Consider the following 23215-nt stretch of genomic DNA (forward strand, 5'->3'; position numbering starts at 1 on the left):
CTCAGCCTGGGCATCAAGTCGGCTGTGGACGTCGATGGCCGTACCTTCGAGAACCTGCAACTGGGCGATGCGGCCAAGGTTCAGGTCACTGACACCACTGATGAAGTGGTGGCCAAGCTGACTGCGACCCCTTCGGTGACTGAAGGCGGCGTAATCACCTACACCGTGACCCTGACCAACAAAGATGGCCTGCCGATCGACAAGCACGGTGCACTGACCTTCACCCTGAACGATGGCACCACCATCACCGTGCCGGCCAATGGCACGACCGGTTCGGTCACCGTCACCGCGCCGGACAACGTGTACACCGGTGCGAATGACCCTGTGATCAAGTCGATCGCTTCGGTCAGCGGCACCGACGTCGGCAAGTTCGAACAGCTAACCTTGGACAAGACCCCTGTAAGCACCACCGTGACCGATGAACCAGGCAGCGGCCAGGGCGATGTCACCACGGTCGGCATCAGCGGTAGCACGTCGGTGACCGAAGGCGAAACCGGCCACTACACGCTGGCCCTGAGCAACCCGTCGAAGTCTGAGGTCACCATTACCCTCAGCTACAGCGGTACTGCCAATAATGGCGAGGACTTCACCGGTGTCGCCATCGTGAAGATCCCGGCCAACAGCACCGGCATCACGTTCGACATCGCGACCATCGACGACAAGCTTGTCGAGGGTACCGAGAACTTCACCGTGAAGATCGAAAGCGCCACCGGTGGCGGCTTCGAAAACCTGAAGGTCGACAGCAGCAATGCCAGCGTGACCACGTCCATCCTCGACAATGACCACCTGCCGGTTTCGCCTGGCGGTGCAGTGTTTGGCGTGGAAGACACCGCCTACGTGTTTGCCTGGGGTGATTTCAAAGTCACCGATGCCGATGCCAACACCGGCTTGTCCGTGACCATTACCTCGCTCCCGGCCGCTGGTAGTCTGCAGTTCTTCAACGGTACCACCTGGGTGAACGTGACCGTCGGCCAGGTGGTCAGCCAGGCTGACATTACTGCCAACAACCTCAAGTTCGTTCCGGCTCCCAACCAGTCGGGCGCGGACAACTACGGTGGGAATGGCGTAGGTAACCAGCAGGCCGACTACGCGCAGTTCAAGTTCAAGCCGAACGATGGCAGCAACCTGGGCAGTGAAGTGACCATGAAGGTCGACATCAGCCCGGTTGCCGACAAGCCGACCCTGAGCTTCGGCAGCGCCGAGGTCGAGTCCAAAGGCCTGACCAAGGAAGTGTGGACCAGCCTCAAAGGCCTGGGTACCGACGGTAGTGGCATTACCGGCGACGCCCTGAAGACGGTCTTTGCCAACTCCGGCAATGCCAACGGCAGCAGCACCACCACCAATGTGCAGTCCGACGGCAGCGTCAGTGCCGGTACCGGCTCGAAAACCTCCGGCCTGATCTATCTGGAAGCCGGCAAGACCTACAACTTCAGCGGCACTGCCGACGACAGCTTCGTGGTCACCATCGGTGGCAAGACGGTGGTCACGGCCACCTGGGGCGCGGGTGGACAGGTTTCGGGCAGCTTCACCCCGAACACCAGTGGCTACTACCCGATCGAGGTCTATCATGCCAACCAGAGCGGGCCAGGCAGCTATGACCTGAACATCCAGGTCGGCTCGGGTGCTGTCACCGACCTGAGCAGCTCGAACATCAAGATGTACCAGAACGTGACCGAGATGGCCAACGCCGGCCTGGGCGTGTCCGACCTGCACACCGTCAATGGCCAGAGCTACTACGACGGCTACAAGCTCAATGAAGGGCCGGAAGGTGGTTCGGTGAAACTGGTCGGGATCTCGACTGCGTTGACCGATACCGACGGTTCCGAGAGCCTGAATGTGTCCCTTAGCGGTATTCCGAAAGGCACCGTGCTGAGCGATGGCGCAGGGCACACTGTCACGGTCGGCACCGGCCCTGTAGATGTGACCGGCTGGAAACTCAGCAGTCTGACGCTGACTCCGCCAGCTTACTTCAAAGGTTCGTTCGACATCACGGTCACTTCGGTCGCAACCGAAAGCCTCGGCGGTTCGGCGGTCACCACCGGCAATATTCCGGTGACCGTGTACGCTGCAACTTACAAAGCCAACGTTGGTACTTCGGGCAACGATGCGATGACCGGCGGCGAAGGCAACGACATCATGGTTGCTGACGTATCCGGCCTGAACGTGGTTCAAGGCAAGAACTACAACATTGCCTTTATCGTCGACAGCTCGGGCAGCATGAGCGACAAGTCGATTTCGGACGCGAAGACCCAGCTCGCCTCGGTGTTCAATACGCTCAAGGCCAGCCTGGGTTCGGACACATCGGGCACGGTCAACATCTTCCTGGTCGACTTCGATACCCAGGTCAAGCAGAACGTGGCGGTGAACCTTGCCGACCCGAATGCCTTGAGCAAGCTGCAATCCGTATTGAACTCCATGGCGAGCGGTGGCGGTACCAACTACGAAGACGTGTTCAAGGCCACGGCCAACTTCTTCAAGAGCACCATGGCCAGCAGTAACACCAATGCCGAGAACCTGACCTACTTCATCACCGACGGCAAGCCGACTTACTACCAGAGTGGGGAGAGTACCAACCCGCGGCTGTGGACCAACGGCAAGTCCCTGGATGACGTGGTCAATGTCAACAACTACAAACTTGGCGACACCTTCAGCGTGTGGGCTGACGCCACTCACAAAGTCGAGATCAGCAGTAGTGGCTCGGTCAAGGTTCTGACCTACGGCGAGAACAAGAAGGGTGAGTTGGTGCTGCAGTCCACCAACACCGTCGGAACCCTGCATGCCCAGGGCGACGGCACCTACGAGTTCTCCAGCCTGGACGGTTCGGGCTACGGTGAGTACTGGAACTACCAGGAGTCGGCAGCGGGCACTACCGCGAGCTTCAACCTGCTCGGTGGCACCAATGGCGTGAGTAAAGTGCAGGCCATCGGCTTGAACAGCGATGTCACGCTGAACGACCTGAAACCGTACGATTCTGCTGGCAAACCGCAGGCAGGCATTGACCCGTCCGATCTGGCCAAGGCGATTCTCGGCCATTCCGAGGCGACCTTGCCGGGCGCTGACAGCATTGATGGCGGCAACGGCAACGACATCATCTTCGGCGACCTGATCACTCTCGACGGTGTCGTCAGCGAAGGCTACCAAGCGCTGCAGACGTATGTGGCACAGAAGAGTGGAGTCGAAGCCAGTGCCATTACCACCAGCAATGTCCACCAGTACATTACCGAGCACTACAACGAGTTCGATATTTCCGGTCCCAACGACGGTCACGACCTCCTGTCGGGCGGCAATGGCAACGACATCCTCTTCGGCCAGGGGGGGAACGACACGCTGGATGGTGGCAAAGGCAACGACATCCTGCTGGGCGGTACAGGCAATGACACCCTCATCGGTGGCCAGGGCAACGATATCCTGATCGGCGGAAGCGGTGCCGACACCTTCGTGTGGAAGGCTGGTGACCTCGGCAACGATGTGATCAAGGACTTCAAGGTGGCCGAGGGCGACCGGATCGACCTGAAGGACCTGCTGCAGGGCGAGAAGGGCAGCACCATCGACAACTACCTGAAACTCACCACGGTGGAAGGCACGACGACGTTGCAGGTCAGCAGCGAAGGCAAGCTGAACACTGAAGGTGGTATCGCCAATGCCGACGTGACCATCAAGCTGGAAGGGGTGAACTGGTCCAACACCACGATCAATTCGTTGATCAGCGGTGCTGACCCGACCATCATCATCCACAACAAGGACAGCTGATTGCTGGTGCGCTATTGGGCTGCCCTGCAGCCCAATAGCCAGCGAGCCGGCTGGCGCGCTCCCTCGGATCTTTCCCGCAGCCCTGCGACAGCGCATACTCTGGCGCCGTGCCTGCGTGCCCGGCAATCTTTGCCTATGCTGCTGTCTACCAACAAGGAACCAATGTGACGAGGGACGCCATGTTCTATGTGCAACGCGATGCTGCCGGCCAGTTGCGGCGGGTAGAGGCAGCCGCTTTCGACGAGTTCACAGAAATGCTCCCTGCCGACCATGCCGATATCCAGGCCTGGTTCGCCGACGACATTGTGGAAAACAGCCTCAACCAGCTCAAGCAAAGCGACCTCGACATGATCCGTGTGCTCGAGGACCTGATCGACGTGCTGACCGCCAAGGGTGTCTTCAAGATCACCGACCTGCCCCCCGGGGCGCAGGCCAAGCTGTTGAACCGCTCTACGGCGCGCAAGGCGCTCAGCAGCCTGAACAACCTTATCGAAGAAGAAGAGCAGGGCGGCCTGATCTGATCAGGGAATAGGCAAACGCCAGTGCTATATTTATTCGTTAAAGATGTTTGAATAATAGGTCTTATGCCTCTATAGGCACTTCCACTGCGTACCCGTCGATCACCGAACACCAGCTCGGCAGCGACCAGGGCGCCAGGCAAACGCCCAGCCGATCTTCAACCCCGACAGGATCGACGGCAGCGCCGCGGGCACCAAAATGTGCAGCACCAGCCGCAGCCCTTTCAGCAGCGGCAAAGGCGGGTTGGGCTGGTACATCTTCCAGAACCGTAACGAGCTCTACACCGGTATTCGCCGGGTTGGCGGTGGTGATCCTGATTGGCCTGTTGGTGGAGGGGCTGGTGTTCAATACCCTGGAGCGGCTGACCGTGCGACGGTGGGGGATGCAGCGCTAGGGGGTAACCCTGTGCCGGCCTCTTCGCGGGTACAGGTCAGGAATTCTGGTACTGCGCAGCCGCATTGCTGAGAATCCTGCCAATCTCCTCCCGCAAGCCGGTAGGCTGCTCGACCACCACCCCATCGCCATGGCTCAACAGCCACCAGCGCAGCGGCCAGCCATCGCTCACCGTGGCCCGCATCCGATGCCCGTGTTCCAGCGCCGTCAGTTGCATGTCGCTACTCAGCGGCGCATCCCGCAACTGCCGCGCCAGTGCATCGCTGATCCGTGCCACCAACTCGACCCCCTCCCCCCGTGCTGGCTGCAACGCGTCGCCGCGCAAATGCGTCAGCAGATCGAAATTGCCGCGCAATTCGCCCACGGCGCTCGCCGACCAATGCCAGCCAAACGGGATGCTCTTGTCATTGCGCTCCAGCGGGAATATCAGCGACAGCTCATTGAGGTCGCGTTCGACGGTACGTTTGCTGACAGTGAAGCCCACGTCACGCAGGCGCCAGACCAGCTCGGCGCTGGTAATGCCTGGAGAGCGGCTGGGCAGCTGGCGCAGCAGCGCCCACTGACGGCTAAGGGTGGCGCGGGTAGTGGCGAACGGCAAAAGGTAACGTCCTTGTCTAGGCTTGCCGCAATAGGATGGCGGCAGGCGTGGGGCATGGCAATTGGCCACAGCCTGCTCAGATCAAGGAAGTCGCATTTGGTTGCCAGGTGCCGATTCGTTCGCGACAGGTTTTGACGTGTCGTCACGCAGAATCACGCCTCATCACAGCCGAAGGTTGGGGTTGTGCGTCGTTCAATGAGGATGAACATGTCTGCTGCCAGCAATATCCATTCGCTGCTTGCCCGTCTCCTGCCCGAGCGGGTCATCGCCCCACCGATTGCTGTCGGGAGGCGACAGCGGTTGTTTGCCGGGGTAGGGCTGCCCAGCCAGCGCTCGCTATTGATCAGCCGCCTGGACGAAGCCAGCGACTTGCAGGCGGTATATGCCGACCTGCGCCGCCAGGCGTTGCAAGGCAGCGTGGCCGCGCTCAATGACCTCGGCTGGATCTGGCTCAACGGCAAGTACTGGCGTGCCGATACCGTGCTGGCCGGTCACCTGTTGCGCATGGCTGCCCTGCAGGGCAGTGCTGCTGCCTGGTTCAACCTCGGGCAGCAGCATTATTTCGGCAAAGGCATCGAACCCTCCTATGTGCAGGCGGCGGAGTGCTACCGGCAGGCCTTCGAGCGCGGCCTGCTACACGCCGCTGCCGCGTTGGGCGACCTGTACGAGGAAGAGGTATGCGATGGCGACCTGCAGTGGCAGGTCGACCTGGTGCAGGCCTACCAGTGGTTCCTGCGTGGTGCCGAGCGGGGCGAGGCACGTTGTCGTTTCGAGGTGGGATACCGGTTGATGCACGGGCTGTACGTGGAAGCCGATATCAAGGCTGCACTGTACTGGCTGGAGCTGGCGGCAGCGGCGGGCGTGGTGCAGGCTGCCGAGGAGCTGGCAGTGCACTTCAGTAGCCGTGACGAGCTGCGGTACCAGGAGTGGCGCGACCGGGCGGTGCAGATGGGGAGTACTTTGGCCTTGACCATGAAGCTGGAAGACCAGATTCAACCCTGAGTTGTTTGCTGGCCAGACCGGCGCCAGGGCCTGGCAGGCAGGTAAAAAACAGCATGAACAACAAATTCATCAACGCCCTCCGTCATCCCATGTTGACGACAGGGGGAGGGCCAAGCGTATATTGATAGTTAGCAAACTATGAATATCCTTGGTTTCTTCAATGTCCCTTGATCTCCTGCGCCTGCAAGTCAGCAGCGGCATGGTGGTTGCCGCCCGGCATTGGCGGCGCATCTGCCACACCGCCCTGACCGGTTATGGCATCTCCGAGGCCTGCGCCACGCCCCTGTTGATGATCGTGCGCCTGGGCGACGGCGTGCACCAGGTCGCCGTGGCCCAGGCGGCGGGCCTGGAAAGCCCGTCGTTGGTGCGCCTGCTCGACCAGCTGTGCAAGGCTGGCCTGGTATGCCGTAGCGAAGACCCGCTGGACCGTCGCGCAAAGGGCCTGAGCCTGACCGCTGAAGGCCGCGCACTGGCCGAGGCCATCGAAGCCGAACTGGTGCGCCTGCGCCGTGAGGTGCTGCAGCATATCGACCAGGCCGACCTGGCAGCCGCCTTGCGCGTGTTGCGCGCCTTCGAAGCTGCCGGCCTGGGCAGCACAGGCGAGGCCGCATGAACGGTTTCTTCAGCTCGGTGCCACCGGCCCGCGACTGGTTCTATGGCGTGCGTACTTTCGCCGCCTCCATGATTGCCTTGTATATCGCCTTGCTCATGCAACTGCCACGCCCCTATTGGGCCATGGCCACGGTGTACATCGTCTCCAGCCCCTTCCTTGGCCCGACCAGCTCCAAGGCCCTGTACCGTGCCCTCGGCACGCTGCTGGGTGCCGGTGGCGCGATCTTCCTGGTGCCGCCTTTGGTACAGTCGCCGTTGCTGCTGAGTATCGCGATCGCCCTGTGGACCGGCACCTTGTTGTTCCTTTCACTGAATCTGCGCACCGCCAACAACTACGTGCTGATGCTGGCGGGCTACACCTTGCCGATGATCGCCCTGGCGGTGGTGGACAATCCGTTGGCCGTGTTCGACGTGGCGTCTTCCCGTGCTCAGGAAATCTGCCTGGGTATCGTTTGCGCGGCAGTGGTCGGGGCCATCTTCTGGCCGCGTCGGCTGGCGCCGGTGGTGGTCGGTGCCACCAATACCTGGTTCAGCGAGGCGATCCGTTACAGCGATACCTACCTCGCCCGCCAGGCCAGCGCCGACCAGGTGGGTGGCCTGCGTGGCACAATGGTCATCACCTTCAACTCGCTGGAACTGATGATCGGCCAGCTCGGCCATGAAGGTGCCGGCCCGCACACCCTGAAGAATGCCCGCGAATTGCGCGGGCGCATGATCCACCTGCTACCGGTGATCGACGCGCTCGACGACGCCCTGGTCGCCCTCGAAGGGCGTGCCCCGGAGAAATTTGCCCAGATGCGCCCGCTGCTGGATGCTGCTCGCGAATGGCTCAAGGGCACTGCCGACAGCGCTTCACCCGCCCGCTGGGCCGCCTTGCACGAGCAGATCGAGCGCCTGCAGCCCGGCGCCGCAGCCCTCGACCAACGCGCTGAACTGCTGCTGTCCAATGCCCTGTATCGCCTGACTGAATGGGCCGACCTGTGGCAGGACTGCTGCAGCCTGCAACACGCCTTGCGCAGCGACGATGCCAAACCCTGGCGCGCGGTGTACCGCCACTGGCGGCTGGGCCGCCTGACAGCGTTCTTCGATCGCGGGTTGATGCTGTATTCGGTGGCCTCCACCGTGCTGGCCATCGTTGTCGCCTGCGGCCTGTGGATCGGCCTGGGCTGGAACGACGGGGCCAGCGCGGTGATCCTCGCTGCCGTATCGTGCAGCTTCTTCGCTGCCATGGACGACCCGGCGCCGCAGATCTACAGGTTCTTCTTCTGGACGCTGATGTCGGTGATCTTCTCCAGCCTGTACCTGTTCCTGGTGCTGCCCAACCTGCACGACTTCCCGATGCTGGTGCTGGCCTTTGCCGTGCCGTTCATCTGCGTCGGCACTCTGACCGTGCAACCACGCTTCTACCTCGGCACCTTGCTGACCATCGTCAACACCTCGACCTTCATCAGCATCCAGGGTGCCTACGACGCGGATTTCTTCACCTTCCTCAACTCCAACCTGGCCGGCCCCGTCGGCTTGCTGTTCGCCTTCATCTGGACCTTGGTGATGCGCCCGTTCGGCGTGGAGCTGGCGGCCAAGCGCATGACCCGCTTCGCCTGGCGCGATATCGTCGAAATGACCGAGCCGGCCACCCTTGCCGAACACCGCCACGTGGGTGTGCAGATGCTCGACCGCCTGATGCAGCACCTGCCGCGCCTGTCGCAGACCGGGCAGGACAGCGGCGTGGCGCTGCGTGACCTGCGCGTAGGGCTTAACCTGCTGGACCTACTGGCCTATATGCCGCGTGCCGGCCAGCTGGCCCGTGAGCGACTGGCCACCGTGATCGAGGAAGTCGGCGCGCATTACGCTGCCTGCCTGCGCACCGGCGAACGCCTGCATGCGCCCGCTGCGCTGCTGCGCAACATGGAGCGCGCGCGCCTGGCGCTGAACCTCGATGAGCTGTACGAGCGCGGCGATGCCCGCACCCACCTGCTGCATGCCCTGAGCGGCTTGCGCCTGGCGCTGTTGCCGGGTGTGGAGGTGATGCTCGAACCCGCCGAACAGCCGCAATTGCCCCCCGGACTCGACGGAGCGCCCCTGTGATTGGTGAACTGGATATCAGCGGGGTATTCCTGCCCACGCTGCTGGTGATGATGTTTGGCACCTACCTGCTGTTCCTCGGGGTGCACGCGGTGCTGGTGCGCGTGCATTTCTACCGCCTGGTCTGGCACCGGGCGTTGTTCAACGTTGCCTTGTATGCCGTGCTGCTTGGTGCGGTGGACCACTTTTGCCGAAACCTGATGCTGCCATGAAAAAACCTTTGCTGACCTTGGGCCGTGTGGTCCTGACCTTGCTGGTAGTGACCTTCGCCGCCGTGCTCGTGTGGCAGATGGTGGTCTACTACATGTTCGCCCCCTGGACCCGCGACGGCCATATCCGTGCCGACGTGATCCAGATCGCTCCAGATGTTTCCGGGCTGATCCAGAAGGTCGAGGTGCGCGACAACCAGACCGTCAAGCGCGGCGATGTGCTGTTCACCATCGATCAGGACCGCTTCACCCTGGCCCTGCGCCAGGCCAGGGCGACCCTGGGCGAGCGCCAGGAAACCCTGGCCCAGGCTACTCGCGAAGCGCAGCGCAACCGCAAGCTGGGTAACCTGGTGGCCGCCGAGCAACTGGAAGAAAGCCAGTCCCGCGAGGCTCGTGCCCGCTCGGCGGTCAGCGAGGCGCAAGTGGCGGTCGATACCGCCCAGCTCAACCTCGATCGTTCGGTGGTGCGCAGCCCGGTGGACGGCTACCTCAACGACCGTGCGCCGCGTAATCATGAATTTGTCACCGCAGGCCGGCCGGTGCTGTCGGTGGTCGACAGCGCCTCGTACCACGTCGATGGTTACTTCGAAGAAACCAAGCTGGGCGGCATCCACATTGGCGATGCCGTGGATATTCGGGTCATGGGCGACAACACCCGCCTGAGCGGTCATGTGCAGAGCTTCGCTGCCGGTATCGAAGACCGCGACCGCAGCAGCGGGGCCAACCTGCTGCCCAACGTCAACCCAGCGTTCAGCTGGGTGCGTCTGGCCCAGCGTATTCCGGTACGCATCGCCTTCGACGAAGTGCCGCAGGACTTCCGCATGATCGCCGGGCGAACCGCCACGGTGTCGATCATCGAGGGCCAGCACCCATGAAACAGCTGATGCTGGCCGGCCTGTGCCTGTCGCTGGGGGCATGCATGATGGTTGGCCCCGACTATGAAGTGCCGAAGGATGCCGCAGTGCAGCGCAGTGACCTCAATGGCCCGTTGCGCCGGGATGCTGACAGTGTGGTGTCGGCGCCGGTGCCTGAGGACTGGTGGCAGTTGTATCAGGACCCGCGCCTGAACGAGCTGGTGCGTCAGGCCCTGAGTGCCAACACCGAACTGCGTGTGGCCGCTGCCAACATCGCCAAGGCCCGCGCTCAGGTCGAAGTGGCCGAGTCGGAAGGTGGCTTCAACGGTGGCGTCAAACTGGGTGCCCAGCGCCTGCAGGAGTCTGGCGAAGCCTTCCTGCTGCCCGAGAAAGTGCCGGTGGCCAATATCGGTGAGGCGATTGTCAGCGCCTCGTATCAGTTCGACCTGTGGGGCACCTTCAAGCGCGGTACCGAGGCCGCCAAGGCCAATGCCGATGCTGTGCAGGCCGCTGCCGACACTGCCCGCATCACCTTGGTGGCAGATGTGGTCAAGGCCTACACCCAGGTATGCTCGGCCAACGAGGAGTACCATATCGCCCGCGAGTCGCTCGACCTGCAGGAACAAAGCGTAAAGCTCACCCAGCGCCTGCGTGATGCCGGCCGTGGTGACGAAACCCAGGTCACCCGCTCGCAGACCCAGTTCAAGTCCTTGCGCGCGGAGCTGCCACGCTTCAAGGCCGAGCGCGAGGCTGGCATGTACACCCTGGCGGCCTTGCTGGCCAAGCCGGTGGAGCAACTGCCCGCCGGCACTGCCGAGTGTGCCGAACTGCCGCACCTGAGCCAGCTGGTGCCCGTCGGCGATGGCGCTGCCCTGCTCAAGCGCCGCCCCGACGTGCGCCAGGCCGAACGCCAGCTGGCCGCTGCCACTGCCAACATTGGTGTCGCCACCGGTGCGCTGTACCCGGATATCAGTATCGGCGCCCAGGTCGGCACCATCGGTATCCTCGAGAATCTCGGCGAGCCGGCGACCAATCGTTGGGGTTTTGGCCCGCAGGTCAGCTGGACCATCCCCACCAATGGCACCCGCGCCCGCATTCGCATGGCCGAAGCCTCGACCCAGGCGGCCTTGGCGAATTTCGATGGGGTGGTGCTGAACGCCATCCGCGAAACCCAGACCCGCCTGGCGCAGTACAGTGCCTTGCTGGACCGGCGCGATGCACTGGCCGAGGCGGAGAAGTCGGCCAAGGAAGCGGCCGACCAGACCCACCGCTATTACCAGGCGGGGCGTGAATCGTTCCTGGCGGATTTGCAGGCAACGCGCACCTATACCGACATGCGCGCGCAGTTGGCGGCGGCCAATAGCCAGGTGGCGTTGGGGCAGATTGGTGTGTTCCTGGCGTTGGGTGGGGGGTGGAATGAGGCTGGGAAGCAGTGAAGTTGCGGGGTGTTTGACGGGAGATCGGGGAGGGCTGACAGGTGCCTGCCTTGGCATATTCAGCGCCTGTGAAATCGAGCGCCGCCCGCGCGGCGCATCGCGGATAAATCCGCTCCTACGTTTGTTTCGGGCCAGTGCCTCCTGTGAGGTCGCCGCTGTCCGCCTTGTTTGTTCCATTCGTAATCGAAGGCATCGCCACTGTCGCTCCACCTATCTCCTGCCATGCATCAAGGGTGCGCGCGTCAATGGTGCAGGAATAACTGGCCCGAAACAGATGTAGGAGCGGATTTATCCGCGATGCGCCGCGCGGGCGGCGCTCGGTTTCACAGGCGCTGAATATGCCAAGGCAGGCACCTGTCAGCCCCCACCCAATCTCCCGCCAGGCACCGGCATTGCCCAGCCCTCATACCTTTCCCTCACTTCGTCTGATTTGTAGCAAGATTTTTCATGAAATCTGCCCACCGCCCTTGAGAGAAGCAAAGTGGAAGTGAACAATGTTCTCTTTCGCATTCTCCTCGAGACTGGCCATGAATACCCGTTCCCGTCTGCTTGCCTGGCTGCCTGCTTTGCTGCTCGGCCCGGTGCTGGCGCTGTGCAGTACCCTGGCGCTGGCCGAAGCCCCCGCCGAGGCCACCAAGGCGCTGCACTTGCTCGACTACATTGGCGCCGACTACCCACCGACCGTGCAGGACGGCAAGGTGATCGACAATGGCGAATACCGCGAGCAGCAGGAGTTCAGCGCGGTGTTGGCCGACCTGGTCAAAGGCCTGCCTGCGCATGCTGAGCAAGCGGCTCTGGAACAGGGTGTCCAGGCGTTGCGCGAGGCCATCGACCAGCGCCAGGAAGGCGCTGTCGTTGCCCGCCAGGCCCGCCAGCTGGGCGCGCGCCTGGCAGTGGCCTACGAGGTCAGCCAGGCCCCGGTGATTACCCCGGACCCGGCCCGTGGCGCGGCGCTGTATGCGCAAAACTGCTCGATCTGCCATGGCGACACCGGCGCCGGCGACGGCCCGGCAGGCGTGGGCCTGGAGCCGGCACCCGCCAACCTGCGCAATGTCGCGCGCCTCGACCAGTTGAGCTTGTTCGACCTCTATAACACCCTGGCCCTGGGTATCGACGGCACCGAGATGCCGTCCTTCGCCGACCAGCTGGATGATCGCCAGCGCTGGGACGTGGCCGCCTATATCGCCAGCTTCACCGCCAAGGCGGAAGCCGGCAAAGGCGACAAGACCTGGAACATTGCCGACCTGGCCCGCCAGACCCCGGCCGAAGTCGCCACCAAAGAAGGCAATGCCGTCGTCGAGGCGTTCCGCGCCCAGCGCGCGCAGCCACCCCAGGTCAAGCGCGGCCCCGCGCAATTGCTCGAGTACACCGCCAGTACCCTGGACAAGAGCCTGGTTGCCTACCGCGCAGGCGACCATGACCAGGCCTATGACCTGTCGGTGGCAGCTTACCTGGAAGGCTTCGAGCTAGTGGAAAGTTCACTGGACAACATCGATACCCTGGCGCGCAAGGACACCGAAAAATCCCTGATGGCCTACCGCCAGGCGCTGCAGGATGGCTTGCCCGTCGCCCAGGCCGAGCAACGCCTGGGCGAAGCCAAGGCCAAGCTCGAGCAGGCGGCCAAGCTGCTGGGCAGCGATGGCTTGAGCTGGTCGTTGAGCTTCGTTTCCGGTTTGCTGATCCTGCTGCGCGAAGGCCTCGAGGCGATCCTGGTACTGGCGGCGATCCTGGCCTTCCTGCGCAACACCGGCCAGCAGTCGGCGGTGCGCAGTGTCAACATGGGCTGGGGCCTGGCGTTGGTGGCCGGCTTCGCCACCTGGGCCTTGGCGGCCTATGTGATCGACGTGGGTGGTGCCCAGCGTGAGCTGCTGGAAGGCTGTACGGCGCTGTTCGCCGCAGTGATGGTGCTGTGGCTTGGTGTGTGGATGCACGATCGCCGCCACGCGGCCGCCTGGCAGGATTACATCAAGAGCAGCCTGGTCAGTGGCGGTGGGCGCTTCGGTTTTGCCGTGCTGGCGTTCTTCTCGGTGTACCGCGAACTGTTCGAAGTGATCCTGTTCTACGAGACCCTGTGGCTGCAGGCTGGCCCAGGCGGGCACCAGGCGGTGCTGGCGGGTGGTGCCACGGCGCTGGTGCTGCTGGTGGGGTTGGCCTGGGTGATCCTGCGGGGTTCGGCCAAGCTGCCGTTGTCGCTGTTCTTCAGTATCAACGCCGGGCTGCTGTGCGCCTTGTCGGTGGTATTCGCCGGGCATGGCGTGAAGGCGCTGCAAGAGGCTGGGGTGCTGGGTACCCGGCCAGTGGCGTTCTTCGAGTTCGATTGGCTGGGCATTCACGCCGACGCTTACTCGCTGTCGGCGCAAGCTGTGGCCTTGCTGGCCATCGTGGTCCTGTACGGGCGCTCGCGCCTGGCGGAAAGGCGCAGGGCTGCAGTTAACTGATTGGAGCCGCGCCGCAGCCCATCGCCGGCACGCCAGCTCCCACCCGAGCGCATTGGCTTCAAGCCGTGTGCAGTCCCTGTGGGAGATGGTTTGTCGGCAGCTGGGCTGCATGGCAGCCCCTTGCAATCCTGGTTCAGGCCGGCTGTGGCGCCTTGAGGATGTTCAGCAGCAGTTGCACACTTTCAACGGCGTCATGACCCAGGCTGGTCAGGTAGCCGCCATCAGGTTGATCGGTCAGCCCCTTTTCATGCAGGCGTTGCGCAGCGGCAACCAGGGCAGGCGAGGCGTTATTGTGAATCTTGATGCCTTCCTGGCTGCTGTCGTGTTTGAACAGCGCGAGTACTTCCAGTTCGGCGATCAGATCGGGGGTGAAGGACATGGCGACTCCTGACTTCCAGACAAGGATGGCGGCACCATTGGCGGTGCCTGATCGTGGAGTGTAGACGGGTTATTCGTCGTCGCCTTGATCCATCTCAGGCGGCAACTCCGGCAGCGCCCGCAGCGCGCTTTCATACCACTCGCTGTCGAACGCGCGGTCTTCCACCAGCATGTTGTCGATCTCGAAGGCCAGCACATGGGCCATCAGGTTGAGAATGTCTTCGCGTGCATAACCAACCAGGGTCAGCTTGTTGAAGGTAGCCTTGGCCGCAGGCGGCTCGCCGCTTTCAATCTGGTTTTCGATGGCCTGGGTCAGCGTCGCCTCGGCGAAGGTTTCGTCGTCGTCATTGTCGATTTCGGTGGGCTCGCTCATGGCGGTACTCCTGTGATGGGATGCACAGTGTGCCATGCCTGCGACGGCAATGCCCGGGCATTGACGGGGCGCATGACACTGGTCAAGAGGCTGGCGATCAGTCTATAAAAGCCGGGCCAACCCCTTACGGCCTGGAGGCTGTTACCTCATGCTCAAGCTTCATGGATTCGCGGTCAGCAACTACTACAACATGGTCAAGCTGGCCCTGCTGGAAAAAGGCCTGCCCTTCGAGGAGGTCACCTTCTATGGCGGCCAGGCGCCGCAGGCGCTGGAAGTGAGCCCACGAGGCAAGGTGCCGGTGTTGCAGACCGAACATGGCTTCCTCAGCGAAACCAGCGTTATCCTCGACTACATCGAGCAAACCCAGGGCGGCAAGGCGCTGCTGCCGGCCGACCCGTTCGGGCAGGCCAAGGTGCGTGAGCTGCTCAAGGAAATCGAGCTGTACATCGAGCTGCCGGCGCGTACCTGCTACGCCGAATCGTTCTTTGGCATGTCGGTGGAGCCGCTGATCAAGGAAAAAGCCCGTGCCGACCTGCTGGCCGGGTTTGCCACGCTCAAGCGCAACGGCCGCTTCGCACCCTATGTGGCGGGTGAGCAACTGACGCTGGCAGACCTGATGTTCTGCTTCTCGGTCGACCTGGCCTGTGCTGTGGGCAAGAAGGTGCTGAACATCGACTTCCTGGAAGATTTCCCCCAGGCCAAGACGTTGCTCGAGCTGATGGGCGACAACCCGCACATGGCGCGGATCTTGGCGGACAAGACGGCGGCGATGCCGGCCTTCATGGAGATGATTCGTAGCGGCAAGCGCTAAAATCCGGGCCTGCTTCGCAGCCCATCGCCGGCAAGCCAGCTCTCACACACCTGGGGGAGCTGGCTTGCCGGCGAACGAGGGCGAAGCCCTCGCCTTTGGGGTTAACGCGAAGCCAGCAGCGCCTTGCCGCGAGCCACTGCCGCACGCACCTGCGCCGGTGCGGTGCCACCAATGTGGTTGCGGGCATTCACCGAGCCTTCCAGGGTCAGCACGGCAAACACGTCCTGCTCGATCTGGTCGCTGAACTGGCGCAGTTCATCCAGGCTCATTTCGGCCAGGTCCTTGCCGGTGTCTACGCCATATTTCACTGCATGGCCAACGATCTCGTGGCAGTCACGGAACGGCAGGCCACGGCGTACCAGGTAGTCGGCCAGGTCGGTGGCGGTGGAGAAGCCGCGCAGGGCCGCCTCACGCATGATGGCGTGCTTGGGCTTGATTGCCGGAATCATGTCGGCAAAAGCACGCAGCGAGTCGCGCAGGGTATCGGCGGCGTCGAACAGCGGCTCCTTGTCTTCCTGGTTGTCCTTGTTGTAGGCCAGCGGCTGGCCTTTCATCAGGGTCAGCAGGCCGGTCAGGGCGCCGAATACACGGCCGCTCTTGCCACGTACCAGTTCCGGCACGTCGGGGTTCTTTTTCTGCGGCATGATCGAGCTGCCAGTGCAGAAGCGGTCTGGCAGGTCGATGAACTGGAACTGCGCACTGGTCCACAGCACCAGCTCTTCGGAGAAGCGCGACAGGTGCATCATCGCCACGCTGGCAGCTGCACAGAATTCGATGGCGAAGTCACGGTCCGACACGCCGTCCAGCGAGTTGCCGGCCACGGCGTCGAAGCCCAGCAGCTTGCAGGTCAGTTCACGGTCGATCGGGTAGGTGGTACCGGCCAGGGCGGCGCTGCCCAAAGGCATGCGGTTGGCACGCTTGCGGCAGTCGACCAGGCGCTCGTAGTCGCGGCTGAGCATTTCGAACCAGGCCAGCAGGTGGTGACCGAAAGTGACCGGTTGCGCCGTCTGCAGGTGAGTGAACCCGGGCATGACGGTTTCGGCTTCACGCTCGGCCTGCTCCAGCAGGCCCTGCTGCAGGCGGGTGATTTCGGCCAGGATCAGGTCGATCTCGTCACGTAGCCACAGGCGGATGTCGGTGGCCACCTGGTCGTTGCGGCTCCGACCAGTGTGCAGCTTCTTGCCGGTAATGCCGATGCGGTCGGTCAGGCGTGCCTCGATGTTCATGTGCACGTCTTCGAGGTCGACGCGCCAGTCGAAGGTGCCGGCCTCGATCTCACCCTGGATGGTCTTCAGGCCATCGATGATGGTGTCGCGCTCGGCATCGCTGAGCACGCCGACCTGCGCCAGCATGGTGGCGTGGGCGATCGAACCCATGATGTCGTGGCGGTACAGGCGCTTGTCGAAATCGACCGAGGCGGTGAAACGGGCGACGAAGGCGTCGACGGGCTCACTGAAGCGGCCGCCCCAGGACTGATTGGTCTTGTCGGTGCTCATGGATTCACTCATTGCAGGCGTGAACGAAAGAAGTGGCGCGGATGATAGCAGGGTTGTGCCGGGCGCCGCAGGGCGCTGGTCGAGAGAAATGCCGGGAAAACGGCGAACAACGATTTCATGGAATGAACGGCAGTGTTCCACGGACCGTCTACAGTTGGACAGAGGACTGGCAGTGAATCTGCCTGCCGAGTGAATCTTTGGCCATCGCACCGGTCTAGAGCCTGACCGCAGTGTCGCTCGAACCACACCTGTCTACGCTATACCTGTGCGAGACTCATTCAGGAATCCAGCGCAATTATGAATGTCCTGATCGTTGATGACGAACCCCAAGGCCGTGAACGCCTCAGCCGGCTGCTCGGCGAGCTGGAGGGATACACCGTGCTGGAGCCTAGCGCCACCAACGGCGAGGAGGCCCTGGCGCTGATCGAGAGCCTCAAGCCCGATGTGGTCCTGCTGGACATCGGCATGCCAGGCCTGGACGGCTTGCAGGTCGCTGCTCGCCTGTGCGAGCGCGAGGCGCCGCCGGCAGTGGTGTTCTGCACCGGGGACGACGAATATGGTGCCGAGGCTTTCAAGGACAGCGCCCTCAGCCATGTGACCAAGCCTTTCCAGGCCCAGGCCTTGCGCGATGCCTTGCGCAAGGCCGAAAGACCCAATCGCGCGCAACTGGCCGCGCTCACCCGGCCGGGTAGTGAAGGTGGCGGCCCGCGCAGTCACATCAGTGCTCGCACCCGCAAAGGCATCGAGCTGATCCCTTTACCTCAGGTGATCTATTTCATTGCCGACCACAAATACGTGACCTTGCGCCACGAGACCGGCGAAGTGCTGCTCGACGAGCCGCTAAAGGCCCTGGAAGACGAGTTCGGTGAACGCTTCGTGCGTATCCACCGCAACGCACTGGTCGCCCGTGAACGTATCGAACGCCTGCAGCGCACTCCGCTGGGGCATTTCCAGCTGTACCTGAAGGGCCTGGACGGCGATGCCCTTACCGTCAGCCGACGTCATGTGGCCGGCGTGCGCAAGATGATGCAAACCCTCTGATACGGCACCCGCATGGCAAGGGCTGCGCCCTTGTTCGCGGCTGAAGCTGCTCCCACAGGTCCGGCATTGCCCCGTCGAGCGGCACTGTAGCTTGTGAGAGCGGCTTCAGCCGCGAAGAGGCCCTCAACTGATCCACATCTGCTAGCGATAGCGGCGATGCTGTTATCATCCGCAGCATTTCTCTGGATTGGGGCGTTCCATGTCCACTCGCGAAATCCGCATCGCCACCCGTAAAAGTGCCTTGGCCCTGTGGCAGGCCGAATACGTCAAAGCCCGCATCGAGCAGGCTCATCCTGGTCTGCTAGTGACCCTGGTGCCCATGGTCAGCCGCGGTGACAAGCTGCTCGACGCACCCCTGGCGAAGATCGGCGGCAAGGGCCTGTTCGTCAAGGAACTGGAAACCGCCCTGCTGGACAATGAAGCCGACATCGCCGTGCATTCGATGAAGGACGTGCCCATGGACTTCCCCGAAGGCCTGGGCCTGTACTGCATCTGCGAGCGCGAAGACCCGCGTGACGCCTTTGTCTCCAACCGCTTTGCCAGCCTCGAAGCACTGCCGGCCGGCAGCATCGTCGGCACCTCCAGCCTGCGCCGTCAGGCCCAGTTGCTGGCGCGCCGCCCCGACTTGCAGATCCGCTTCCTGCGCGGCAACGTCAACACCCGCCTGGCCAAGCTGGATGCCGGTGAGTACGACGCCATCATCCTCGCCGCCGCCGGCCTGATCCGCCTGGGCTTCGAAGACCGCATCACCTCCACCATCAGCGTCGATGACAGCCTGCCAGCGGGTGGCCAGGGTGCGGTGGGCATCGAATGCCGCAGCGCCGATCGCGAGATCCATGCGCTGCTGGCACCGCTGCACCATGTCGACACCGCCGACCGGGTAGTGGCCGAGCGCGCCCTGAACAAACGCCTGAATGGCGGCTGCCAGGTACCAATCGCCTGCTACGCGGTGCTGGAAGGTGACCAGTTGTGGCTGCGTGGCCTGGTCGGCCAGCCCAGCGGCGGCACCCTGCTGGTGGCGGAAGCCCGGGCGCCTCGTGGCAACGCCGAGGTGCTCGGCGTGCAGGTCGCCGAAGATCTGCTGGGGCAGGGCGCCGAGGCCATCCTCAAGGAAGTCTACGGCGAGGCCGGCCACCCGTGAGCCCATGGCGCCTGTTGCTGACCCGGCCTGCCGAAGACTGCGCAGCTTTGGCGCAAAGCCTGGCGGTGGCGGGGGTGGGCAGTAGCTGCCTGCCGCTGCTGGCGATCGAGCCCGTGGTTGTGGATAACCGCCAGCGCCGATTTCTGGAGGGTCTGTCGGGTTTCCAGGCAATCATCGTGGTCAGCAAACCGGCCGCCAGGTTATTGCTCGAACAACTGGCCCAGGCCGGCCTGCAGCCGCCACGACAAGGCTGGTTCACTGTGGGCGAAGCGACCGCGGCGGTGCTGCAGGCGGCGGGCCTGGCAGTTAACGTCCCATCGGCTGGCGATGACAGCGAAGCCTTGCTGGCGCTGCCAGCCCTGCGCCAGGCTGTAGCCGTACCGACGCCGCGCATCTTGATCGTGCGCGGGGTCGGAGGTCGCGAACTGCTGGCAGAGCGTCTTGCAGAGCAAGGTGCTAGTGTCGATTATCTGGAACTGTATCGTCGTTGCCTGCCGGATTACCCGCCGGGCACCTTGATGCGCCGCATCGAAGCGGAACGCCTCAATGGCCTGGTGGTCAGCAGTGGGCAGGGTTTTGAGCACTTGCAGCAAATGGCCGGCGCCGATTGGCCGCAGCTGGCACGCCTGCCGCTGTTCGTGCCCAGCCCGCGGGTCGCCGAACAGGCCAGGGCCGCCGGGGCCCAACAGGTTGTGGATTGCCGTGGCGCCAGTGCCACGGCCTTGCTGGCAGCCGTGCAGCGCAGCGCTGCACCTGCCTCCTAAGGCGCTAAGCTGAACGCGGTGCGCCCCCATGCAAAGGATGGATACGTGAGCGAGACTGTCTTGTCCAAAAACGATCAGCCGTCGGCACAGGCGCCGGCGGAACCCGTCACCGTCCCGCCTGCCAAGCGCTCCGGCAGTGGTCTGGCAACGCTGGCCCTGCTGCTGGGTGCGGCCGGGGTCGCGGTAGGTGGCTGGGGTGTCTGGCAGGTGCGTCAACTGCAAGGCAGCGAATTCAACCAGGGCCAGCACATCGAGGCGCTGAACCGACGCGCCGAAGCCCTGCAGCAGCGTGAACAGCAGATCAGCGCGCAACTGGCCAGCCTGCCGGCTGCCAGCGAGCTGGAAGACCGCCGCCGCCTGGTGGCGCAGCTGCAAGGCGACCAGCAACGCCTTAGCCAGCGCCTGGAAACCGTGCTGGGTGAAAGCCGCAAGGAATGGCGCCTGGCCGAGGCCGAGCACTTGCTGCGCCTGGCCACCCTGCGCCTGTCGGCGCTGCAGGACATCACCAGTGCCAAAGCGCTGGTCGAGGGTGCTGACGAGATCCTGCGTGAACAGAGCGACCCCGGCGCCTTCGCCGCCCGCGAGCAGCTGGCGCGTAGTCTGGCCACGCTCAACAGCACGCAGCAACCGGACCGTACTGGCCTGTTTCTGAAACTGGCCGCGCAGCGCGAGCTGGTGCAGCAGCTCAGCGCCCAGTCGCCAGAGTTCGCCAGCAATGCCGATGCGCTCGGTGCCCTGACCTCCGACGGCGATGGCGCCAGCCGCCTGTCGCAGTGGTGGGCCGAGATCTCCAAATACTTCCAGATCGACTTCAACGCCGATGACAACGTGCGCCCATTGCTGGCCGGGCAGCAGTTGAACCAGCTGCGCCTGGCCCTGAGCCTGACAATAGAGCAGGCCCAGTGGGCGGCGCTCAACGGCGACGCCAAGGTCTACACCCAAGCCCTGGACGATGCCCGTAGCGTGCTGCTGGCTAACTTCAACGCCGATAACCCGCAAAGCAAGGCCATGCTCGACAGCCTCAACGCCCTGGCGGAGCAGCCGGTCTCGGTGGTCACCCCCGACCTGAGCGAAAGCCTGGCTGCAGTGCAGGCGTACATCCAGCGCCGTCACCTGCCGGCCGAGGCTGAAGGGGGCAAGCCATGAAGCGCGTCTACCTGCTGGCCGTACTGGCGATCGTGATTGCCGCCGCGCTGGGTATCGCAGTCGCCAAGCACAGCGGTTATGTGCTGATTTCCTACGGCAGTTTCCGCTATCAGTCGGGGCTGTGGGCAGCCCTGGCCGGCTTGCTGGCGGTGATCGTGTTGTTGTGGCTGCTGCGCTACCTGGTCGGCCTGGTGCTGACCTCCAGCGGCGTGGTCAACCCGTGGTCGCGGCGCAACCGCAGCCGACGCATTCGCTTGTCCATCGAACAGGGCCAGCTGGACCTTGCCGAAGGCCGCTGGGCCAGCGCCCAACGCCATCTGCACCGGGCCGCCGAGGCCGAACGCCAGCCGCTGTTGCTCTACCTCGGTGCGGCGCGCGCCGCCAACGAGCAAGGCCGTACTGAAGACAGCGACAACTTGCTGGAGCGTGCCCTGGAGCGCCAGCCGCAAGCGGAGCTGGCCATTGCCTTGACCCATGCGCAGTTGCAAATGGACCGTGGTGAAAGCGATGGCGCCCTGGAAACCCTGCTGGCCATGCAGGAACGCCACCCGCACAACAGCCAGGTGCTGCGCCTGCTGCAGCGCCTGTACCAGGAGCGCGGCGACTGGTCGGCCTTGATCCGCCTGCTGCCCGACCTGCGCAAAGGCAAGGTGCTGCCGGCCGCCGAGCTGTCCGCCCTGGAGCAGCGTGCCTGGGGGCAGAACCTGAGCCTGGCCTCGACCCGGGGCGAGGATGCGCAAAGTGCGCGTCAGGCCTTGGAGCGTGCCTGGCAGCAACTGACCGCGGCCCAGCGCCAGGAACCACAACTGGTGCTGGCCTATGCCGAGCAGTTGCGCCAGGTCGGCGCCCAGAGTGAAGCCGAGCAAGTGCTGCGCGCCGCCCTCAAGCGTGAGTACGAAAGCCACCTGGCTCGCCTGTACGGCCTGGTGCGTGGCGAGGACCCGGCGCGCCAGCTGCAAACCGCCGAAGGCTGGCTCAAGGCTCACCCGGAAGACGCCAGCCTGCTGCTGACCCTGGGCCGCCTGAGCTTGCAGAACCGCCTGTGGGGCAAGGCGCGCGACTACCTGGAAAGCAGCCTGCGCATGGAACGCAACCCCGAGGCCTGCGCCGAGCTGGCCCGGCTGCTCGCCGGCCTTGGCGAGACCGAGCGTAGCAACCAGTTGTTCCAGGAGGGCCTCAGCTTGCTGGATGAGCGCCTGCTGGCCCTGCCATTGCCAGAGGGCGTGCGCGCCTGACCCTACCCATGGCCCGCGCCAAGGTGCGGGCCATGGGGGCGGGTAACTTATCCATTGATGCAGGCTGGATCTGCAGTCTCTTTCTTCAGACGTTTCCTACCTATTTGCTGGAAATTTCCTTCGCGATTCAGCGACTTGTCGCTGCTGTCGTGCCTTGAAACAAAGCGTGCCTTTCCTCTACCGTTTCAAGCCACTTCATCATTCCGGGACCTTGACCGCCCATGCTGCCGGCCCGTTTGCGTACCTTTTTCCTACCTGCCTGCCTGGTCGCACTGGCGGTGCTTGTCGCGTCCTTTCAGCTGGAAAATGCCCTGGGGTTGGTGCCGTGTCCATTGTGTTTCAGCCAGCGGCTGTTGCTTGGCCTATACGCGCTACTGTGCCTCGGGGCGGTGCTGCAGGCACCGGGCTCCCAGGGTGTCCGCTGTTATGCGCGGGCGACGCTAGGCTGTTCGCTGGCGGGAGCATTGCTGGCGGCACGGCACGTATGGTTGCAGGGAGCGGACGATGCCCTGCCGCTCTGCCCGCTGCCGATCGCATGGGTATTGCAACAATCCTGGAGCGAAGCGGCGCGGCAACTGTTGCTCGGCGGCCCTGACTGCAACTCGCTGACCTGGAGTTTTCTCGACCTGACGCTACCCGAGTGGAGCTTGCTGGCCTTCCTGCTGCTGGCGGTGCCGCCCGCGAGCTGCCTGCTGGCGTATCGTTTCCGCACCCTGACCAGAACTTGACCTGGCGCAAGGCTTGACCAGTAGCGCGACCAATGGCGGTGTAACAAGGTATTAAACGCTTGTATGAACTTTGTCCACTGCGTACCTTGATGGGCAGCACGCGCGGGAATAATCTCGCAACACGCATACCGAAAACACAACTGCTCGATGCCGTCCTGCTGATGTCACCTTTGTGCTGCACGGTCGTAGTGCGAGGTGCAGCGGCATCT

General features: G+C 63.5%; 20 protein-coding genes and 2 pseudogenes. 17 read left to right on the top strand and 5 right to left on the bottom strand.

Going from position 1 to position 23215, the window contains the following annotated elements:
• Together HU760_RS23575 and HU760_RS23580 are read left to right on the top strand one after the other, a co-directional pair.
• The coding region (locus HU760_RS23575) for an immunoglobulin-like domain-containing protein (RefSeq protein WP_225932898.1) at nucleotides 1-3750 on the top strand (3750 nt) is incomplete at its 5' end.
• Nucleotides 3751-3929: 179 nt separating this feature from the next.
• Nucleotides 3930-4271, top strand: coding sequence for a tryptophan synthase subunit beta (locus HU760_RS23580; RefSeq protein ID WP_170027728.1), 342 nt, complete (start codon nucleotides 3930-3932; stop codon nucleotides 4269-4271).
• 80 nt (nucleotides 4272-4351) lie between these two features.
• Here the strand turns inward: HU760_RS23580 and HU760_RS23585 are convergent.
• Nucleotides 4352-4496: pseudogene (locus HU760_RS23585) on the bottom strand (ABC transporter permease subunit); the annotation flags it as partial.
• On the opposite strand from HU760_RS23585, the pseudogene HU760_RS23590 reads away from it, so the two are divergent.
• Nucleotides 4495-4663: pseudogene (locus HU760_RS23590) on the top strand (ABC transporter permease); the annotation flags it as partial. The pseudogenes HU760_RS23585 and HU760_RS23590 sit on opposite strands and share 2 nt — an antisense overlap.
• A 36-nt stretch (nucleotides 4664-4699) precedes the next feature.
• Here the strand turns inward: HU760_RS23590 and HU760_RS23595 are convergent.
• Complete coding sequence (locus HU760_RS23595; protein WP_186674864.1) at nucleotides 4700-5260, bottom strand: WCX domain-containing protein; 561 nt, start codon at nucleotides 5258-5260, stop codon at nucleotides 4700-4702.
• A gap of 207 nt (nucleotides 5261-5467) precedes the next feature.
• Here HU760_RS23595 and HU760_RS23600 point away from each other — a divergent pair, with 207 nt between their 5' ends.
• From HU760_RS23600 to HU760_RS23630, 7 genes are all read left to right on the top strand, one after another.
• The gene (locus HU760_RS23600) at nucleotides 5468-6262 is read left to right on the top strand and encodes a tetratricopeptide repeat protein (RefSeq protein WP_186674865.1); all 795 of its coding nucleotides are present in this window, start codon (nucleotides 5468-5470) and stop codon (nucleotides 6260-6262) included.
• 160 nt (nucleotides 6263-6422) lie between these two features.
• Entirely contained in the window at nucleotides 6423-6875 is a 453-nt protein-coding gene (locus tag HU760_RS23605; protein ID WP_186674866.1) for a MarR family winged helix-turn-helix transcriptional regulator, read from the top strand.
• Nucleotides 6872-8959 (top strand): FUSC family protein, encoded by a 2088-nt coding sequence (locus tag HU760_RS23610; protein WP_186674867.1) that lies wholly within the window; start codon nucleotides 6872-6874, stop codon nucleotides 8957-8959. The genes HU760_RS23605 and HU760_RS23610 overlap by 4 nt, the downstream gene beginning before the upstream one ends.
• The gene (locus HU760_RS23615) at nucleotides 8956-9168 is read left to right on the top strand and encodes a DUF1656 domain-containing protein (protein WP_114169105.1); all 213 of its coding nucleotides are present in this window, start codon (nucleotides 8956-8958) and stop codon (nucleotides 9166-9168) included. The genes HU760_RS23610 and HU760_RS23615 overlap by 4 nt, the downstream gene beginning before the upstream one ends.
• Nucleotides 9165-10040, top strand: a complete 876-nt coding sequence (locus HU760_RS23620) for an efflux RND transporter periplasmic adaptor subunit (protein ID WP_186674868.1) — start codon at nucleotides 9165-9167, stop codon at nucleotides 10038-10040. Before HU760_RS23615 ends, HU760_RS23620 begins: the two co-directional genes overlap by 4 nt.
• A complete protein-coding gene (locus tag HU760_RS23625) occupies nucleotides 10037-11455 on the top strand; it encodes an efflux transporter outer membrane subunit (protein ID WP_186674869.1) in 1419 nt (472 codons plus the stop codon). The genes HU760_RS23620 and HU760_RS23625 overlap by 4 nt, the downstream gene beginning before the upstream one ends.
• Nucleotides 11456-11949: 494 nt before the next feature.
• Complete coding sequence (locus tag HU760_RS23630) at nucleotides 11950-13893, top strand: FTR1 family protein (RefSeq protein ID WP_186674870.1); 1944 nt, start codon at nucleotides 11950-11952, stop codon at nucleotides 13891-13893.
• A gap of 133 nt (nucleotides 13894-14026) precedes the next feature.
• Here the strand turns inward: HU760_RS23630 and HU760_RS23635 are convergent, their stop codons facing one another.
• Nucleotides 14027-14272, bottom strand: a complete 246-nt coding sequence (locus tag HU760_RS23635; protein WP_186674871.1) for a TIGR02647 family protein — start codon at nucleotides 14270-14272, stop codon at nucleotides 14027-14029.
• 69 nt (nucleotides 14273-14341) lie between these two features.
• A complete protein-coding gene (locus HU760_RS23640; protein ID WP_186674872.1) occupies nucleotides 14342-14644 on the bottom strand; it encodes a hypothetical protein in 303 nt (100 codons plus the stop codon).
• 148 nt (nucleotides 14645-14792) lie between these two features.
• On the opposite strand from HU760_RS23640, the gene HU760_RS23645 reads away from it, so the two are divergent.
• Nucleotides 14793-15455: a glutathione S-transferase gene (locus HU760_RS23645; RefSeq protein WP_186674873.1), complete on the top strand. Its 663-nt coding sequence runs from the start codon at nucleotides 14793-14795 to the stop codon at nucleotides 15453-15455.
• A gap of 101 nt (nucleotides 15456-15556) precedes the next feature.
• Here HU760_RS23645 and argH read toward each other — a convergent pair whose 3' ends face one another.
• Complete coding sequence (gene argH, locus HU760_RS23650; protein ID WP_186674874.1) at nucleotides 15557-16951, bottom strand: argininosuccinate lyase; 1395 nt, start codon at nucleotides 16949-16951, stop codon at nucleotides 15557-15559.
• 297 nt (nucleotides 16952-17248) lie between these two features.
• On the opposite strand from argH, the gene HU760_RS23655 reads away from it, so the two are divergent.
• The 6 genes from HU760_RS23655 to HU760_RS23680 all read left to right on the top strand — a co-directional run bounded on the left by HU760_RS23655 (nucleotide 17249) and on the right by HU760_RS23680 (nucleotide 23006).
• Nucleotides 17249-17992, top strand: a complete 744-nt coding sequence (locus HU760_RS23655; protein WP_186674875.1) for a LytR/AlgR family response regulator transcription factor — start codon at nucleotides 17249-17251, stop codon at nucleotides 17990-17992.
• Nucleotides 17993-18191: 199 nt separating this feature from the next.
• Complete coding sequence (gene hemC / locus HU760_RS23660; protein WP_186674876.1) at nucleotides 18192-19133, top strand: hydroxymethylbilane synthase; 942 nt, start codon at nucleotides 18192-18194, stop codon at nucleotides 19131-19133.
• Nucleotides 19130-19897 (top strand): uroporphyrinogen-III synthase, encoded by a 768-nt coding sequence (locus HU760_RS23665; protein WP_186674877.1) that lies wholly within the window; start codon nucleotides 19130-19132, stop codon nucleotides 19895-19897. The genes hemC and HU760_RS23665 overlap by 4 nt, the downstream gene beginning before the upstream one ends.
• 45 nt (nucleotides 19898-19942) lie before the next feature.
• Nucleotides 19943-21043 (top strand): uroporphyrinogen-III C-methyltransferase, encoded by a 1101-nt coding sequence (locus HU760_RS23670; protein WP_186674878.1) that lies wholly within the window; start codon nucleotides 19943-19945, stop codon nucleotides 21041-21043.
• Nucleotides 21040-22278, top strand: a complete 1239-nt coding sequence (locus tag HU760_RS23675) for a heme biosynthesis protein HemY (protein WP_186674879.1) — start codon at nucleotides 21040-21042, stop codon at nucleotides 22276-22278. The genes HU760_RS23670 and HU760_RS23675 overlap by 4 nt, the downstream gene beginning before the upstream one ends.
• A gap of 221 nt (nucleotides 22279-22499) precedes the next feature.
• Nucleotides 22500-23006, top strand: a complete 507-nt coding sequence (locus tag HU760_RS23680; RefSeq protein WP_186674880.1) for a disulfide bond formation protein B — start codon at nucleotides 22500-22502, stop codon at nucleotides 23004-23006.
• Nucleotides 23007-23215 lie beyond the last annotated feature (209 nt).

It is taken from the genome of Pseudomonas oryzicola, from assembly GCF_014269185.2.
Taxonomy (GTDB): domain Bacteria; phylum Pseudomonadota; class Gammaproteobacteria; order Pseudomonadales; family Pseudomonadaceae; genus Aquipseudomonas; species Aquipseudomonas oryzicola.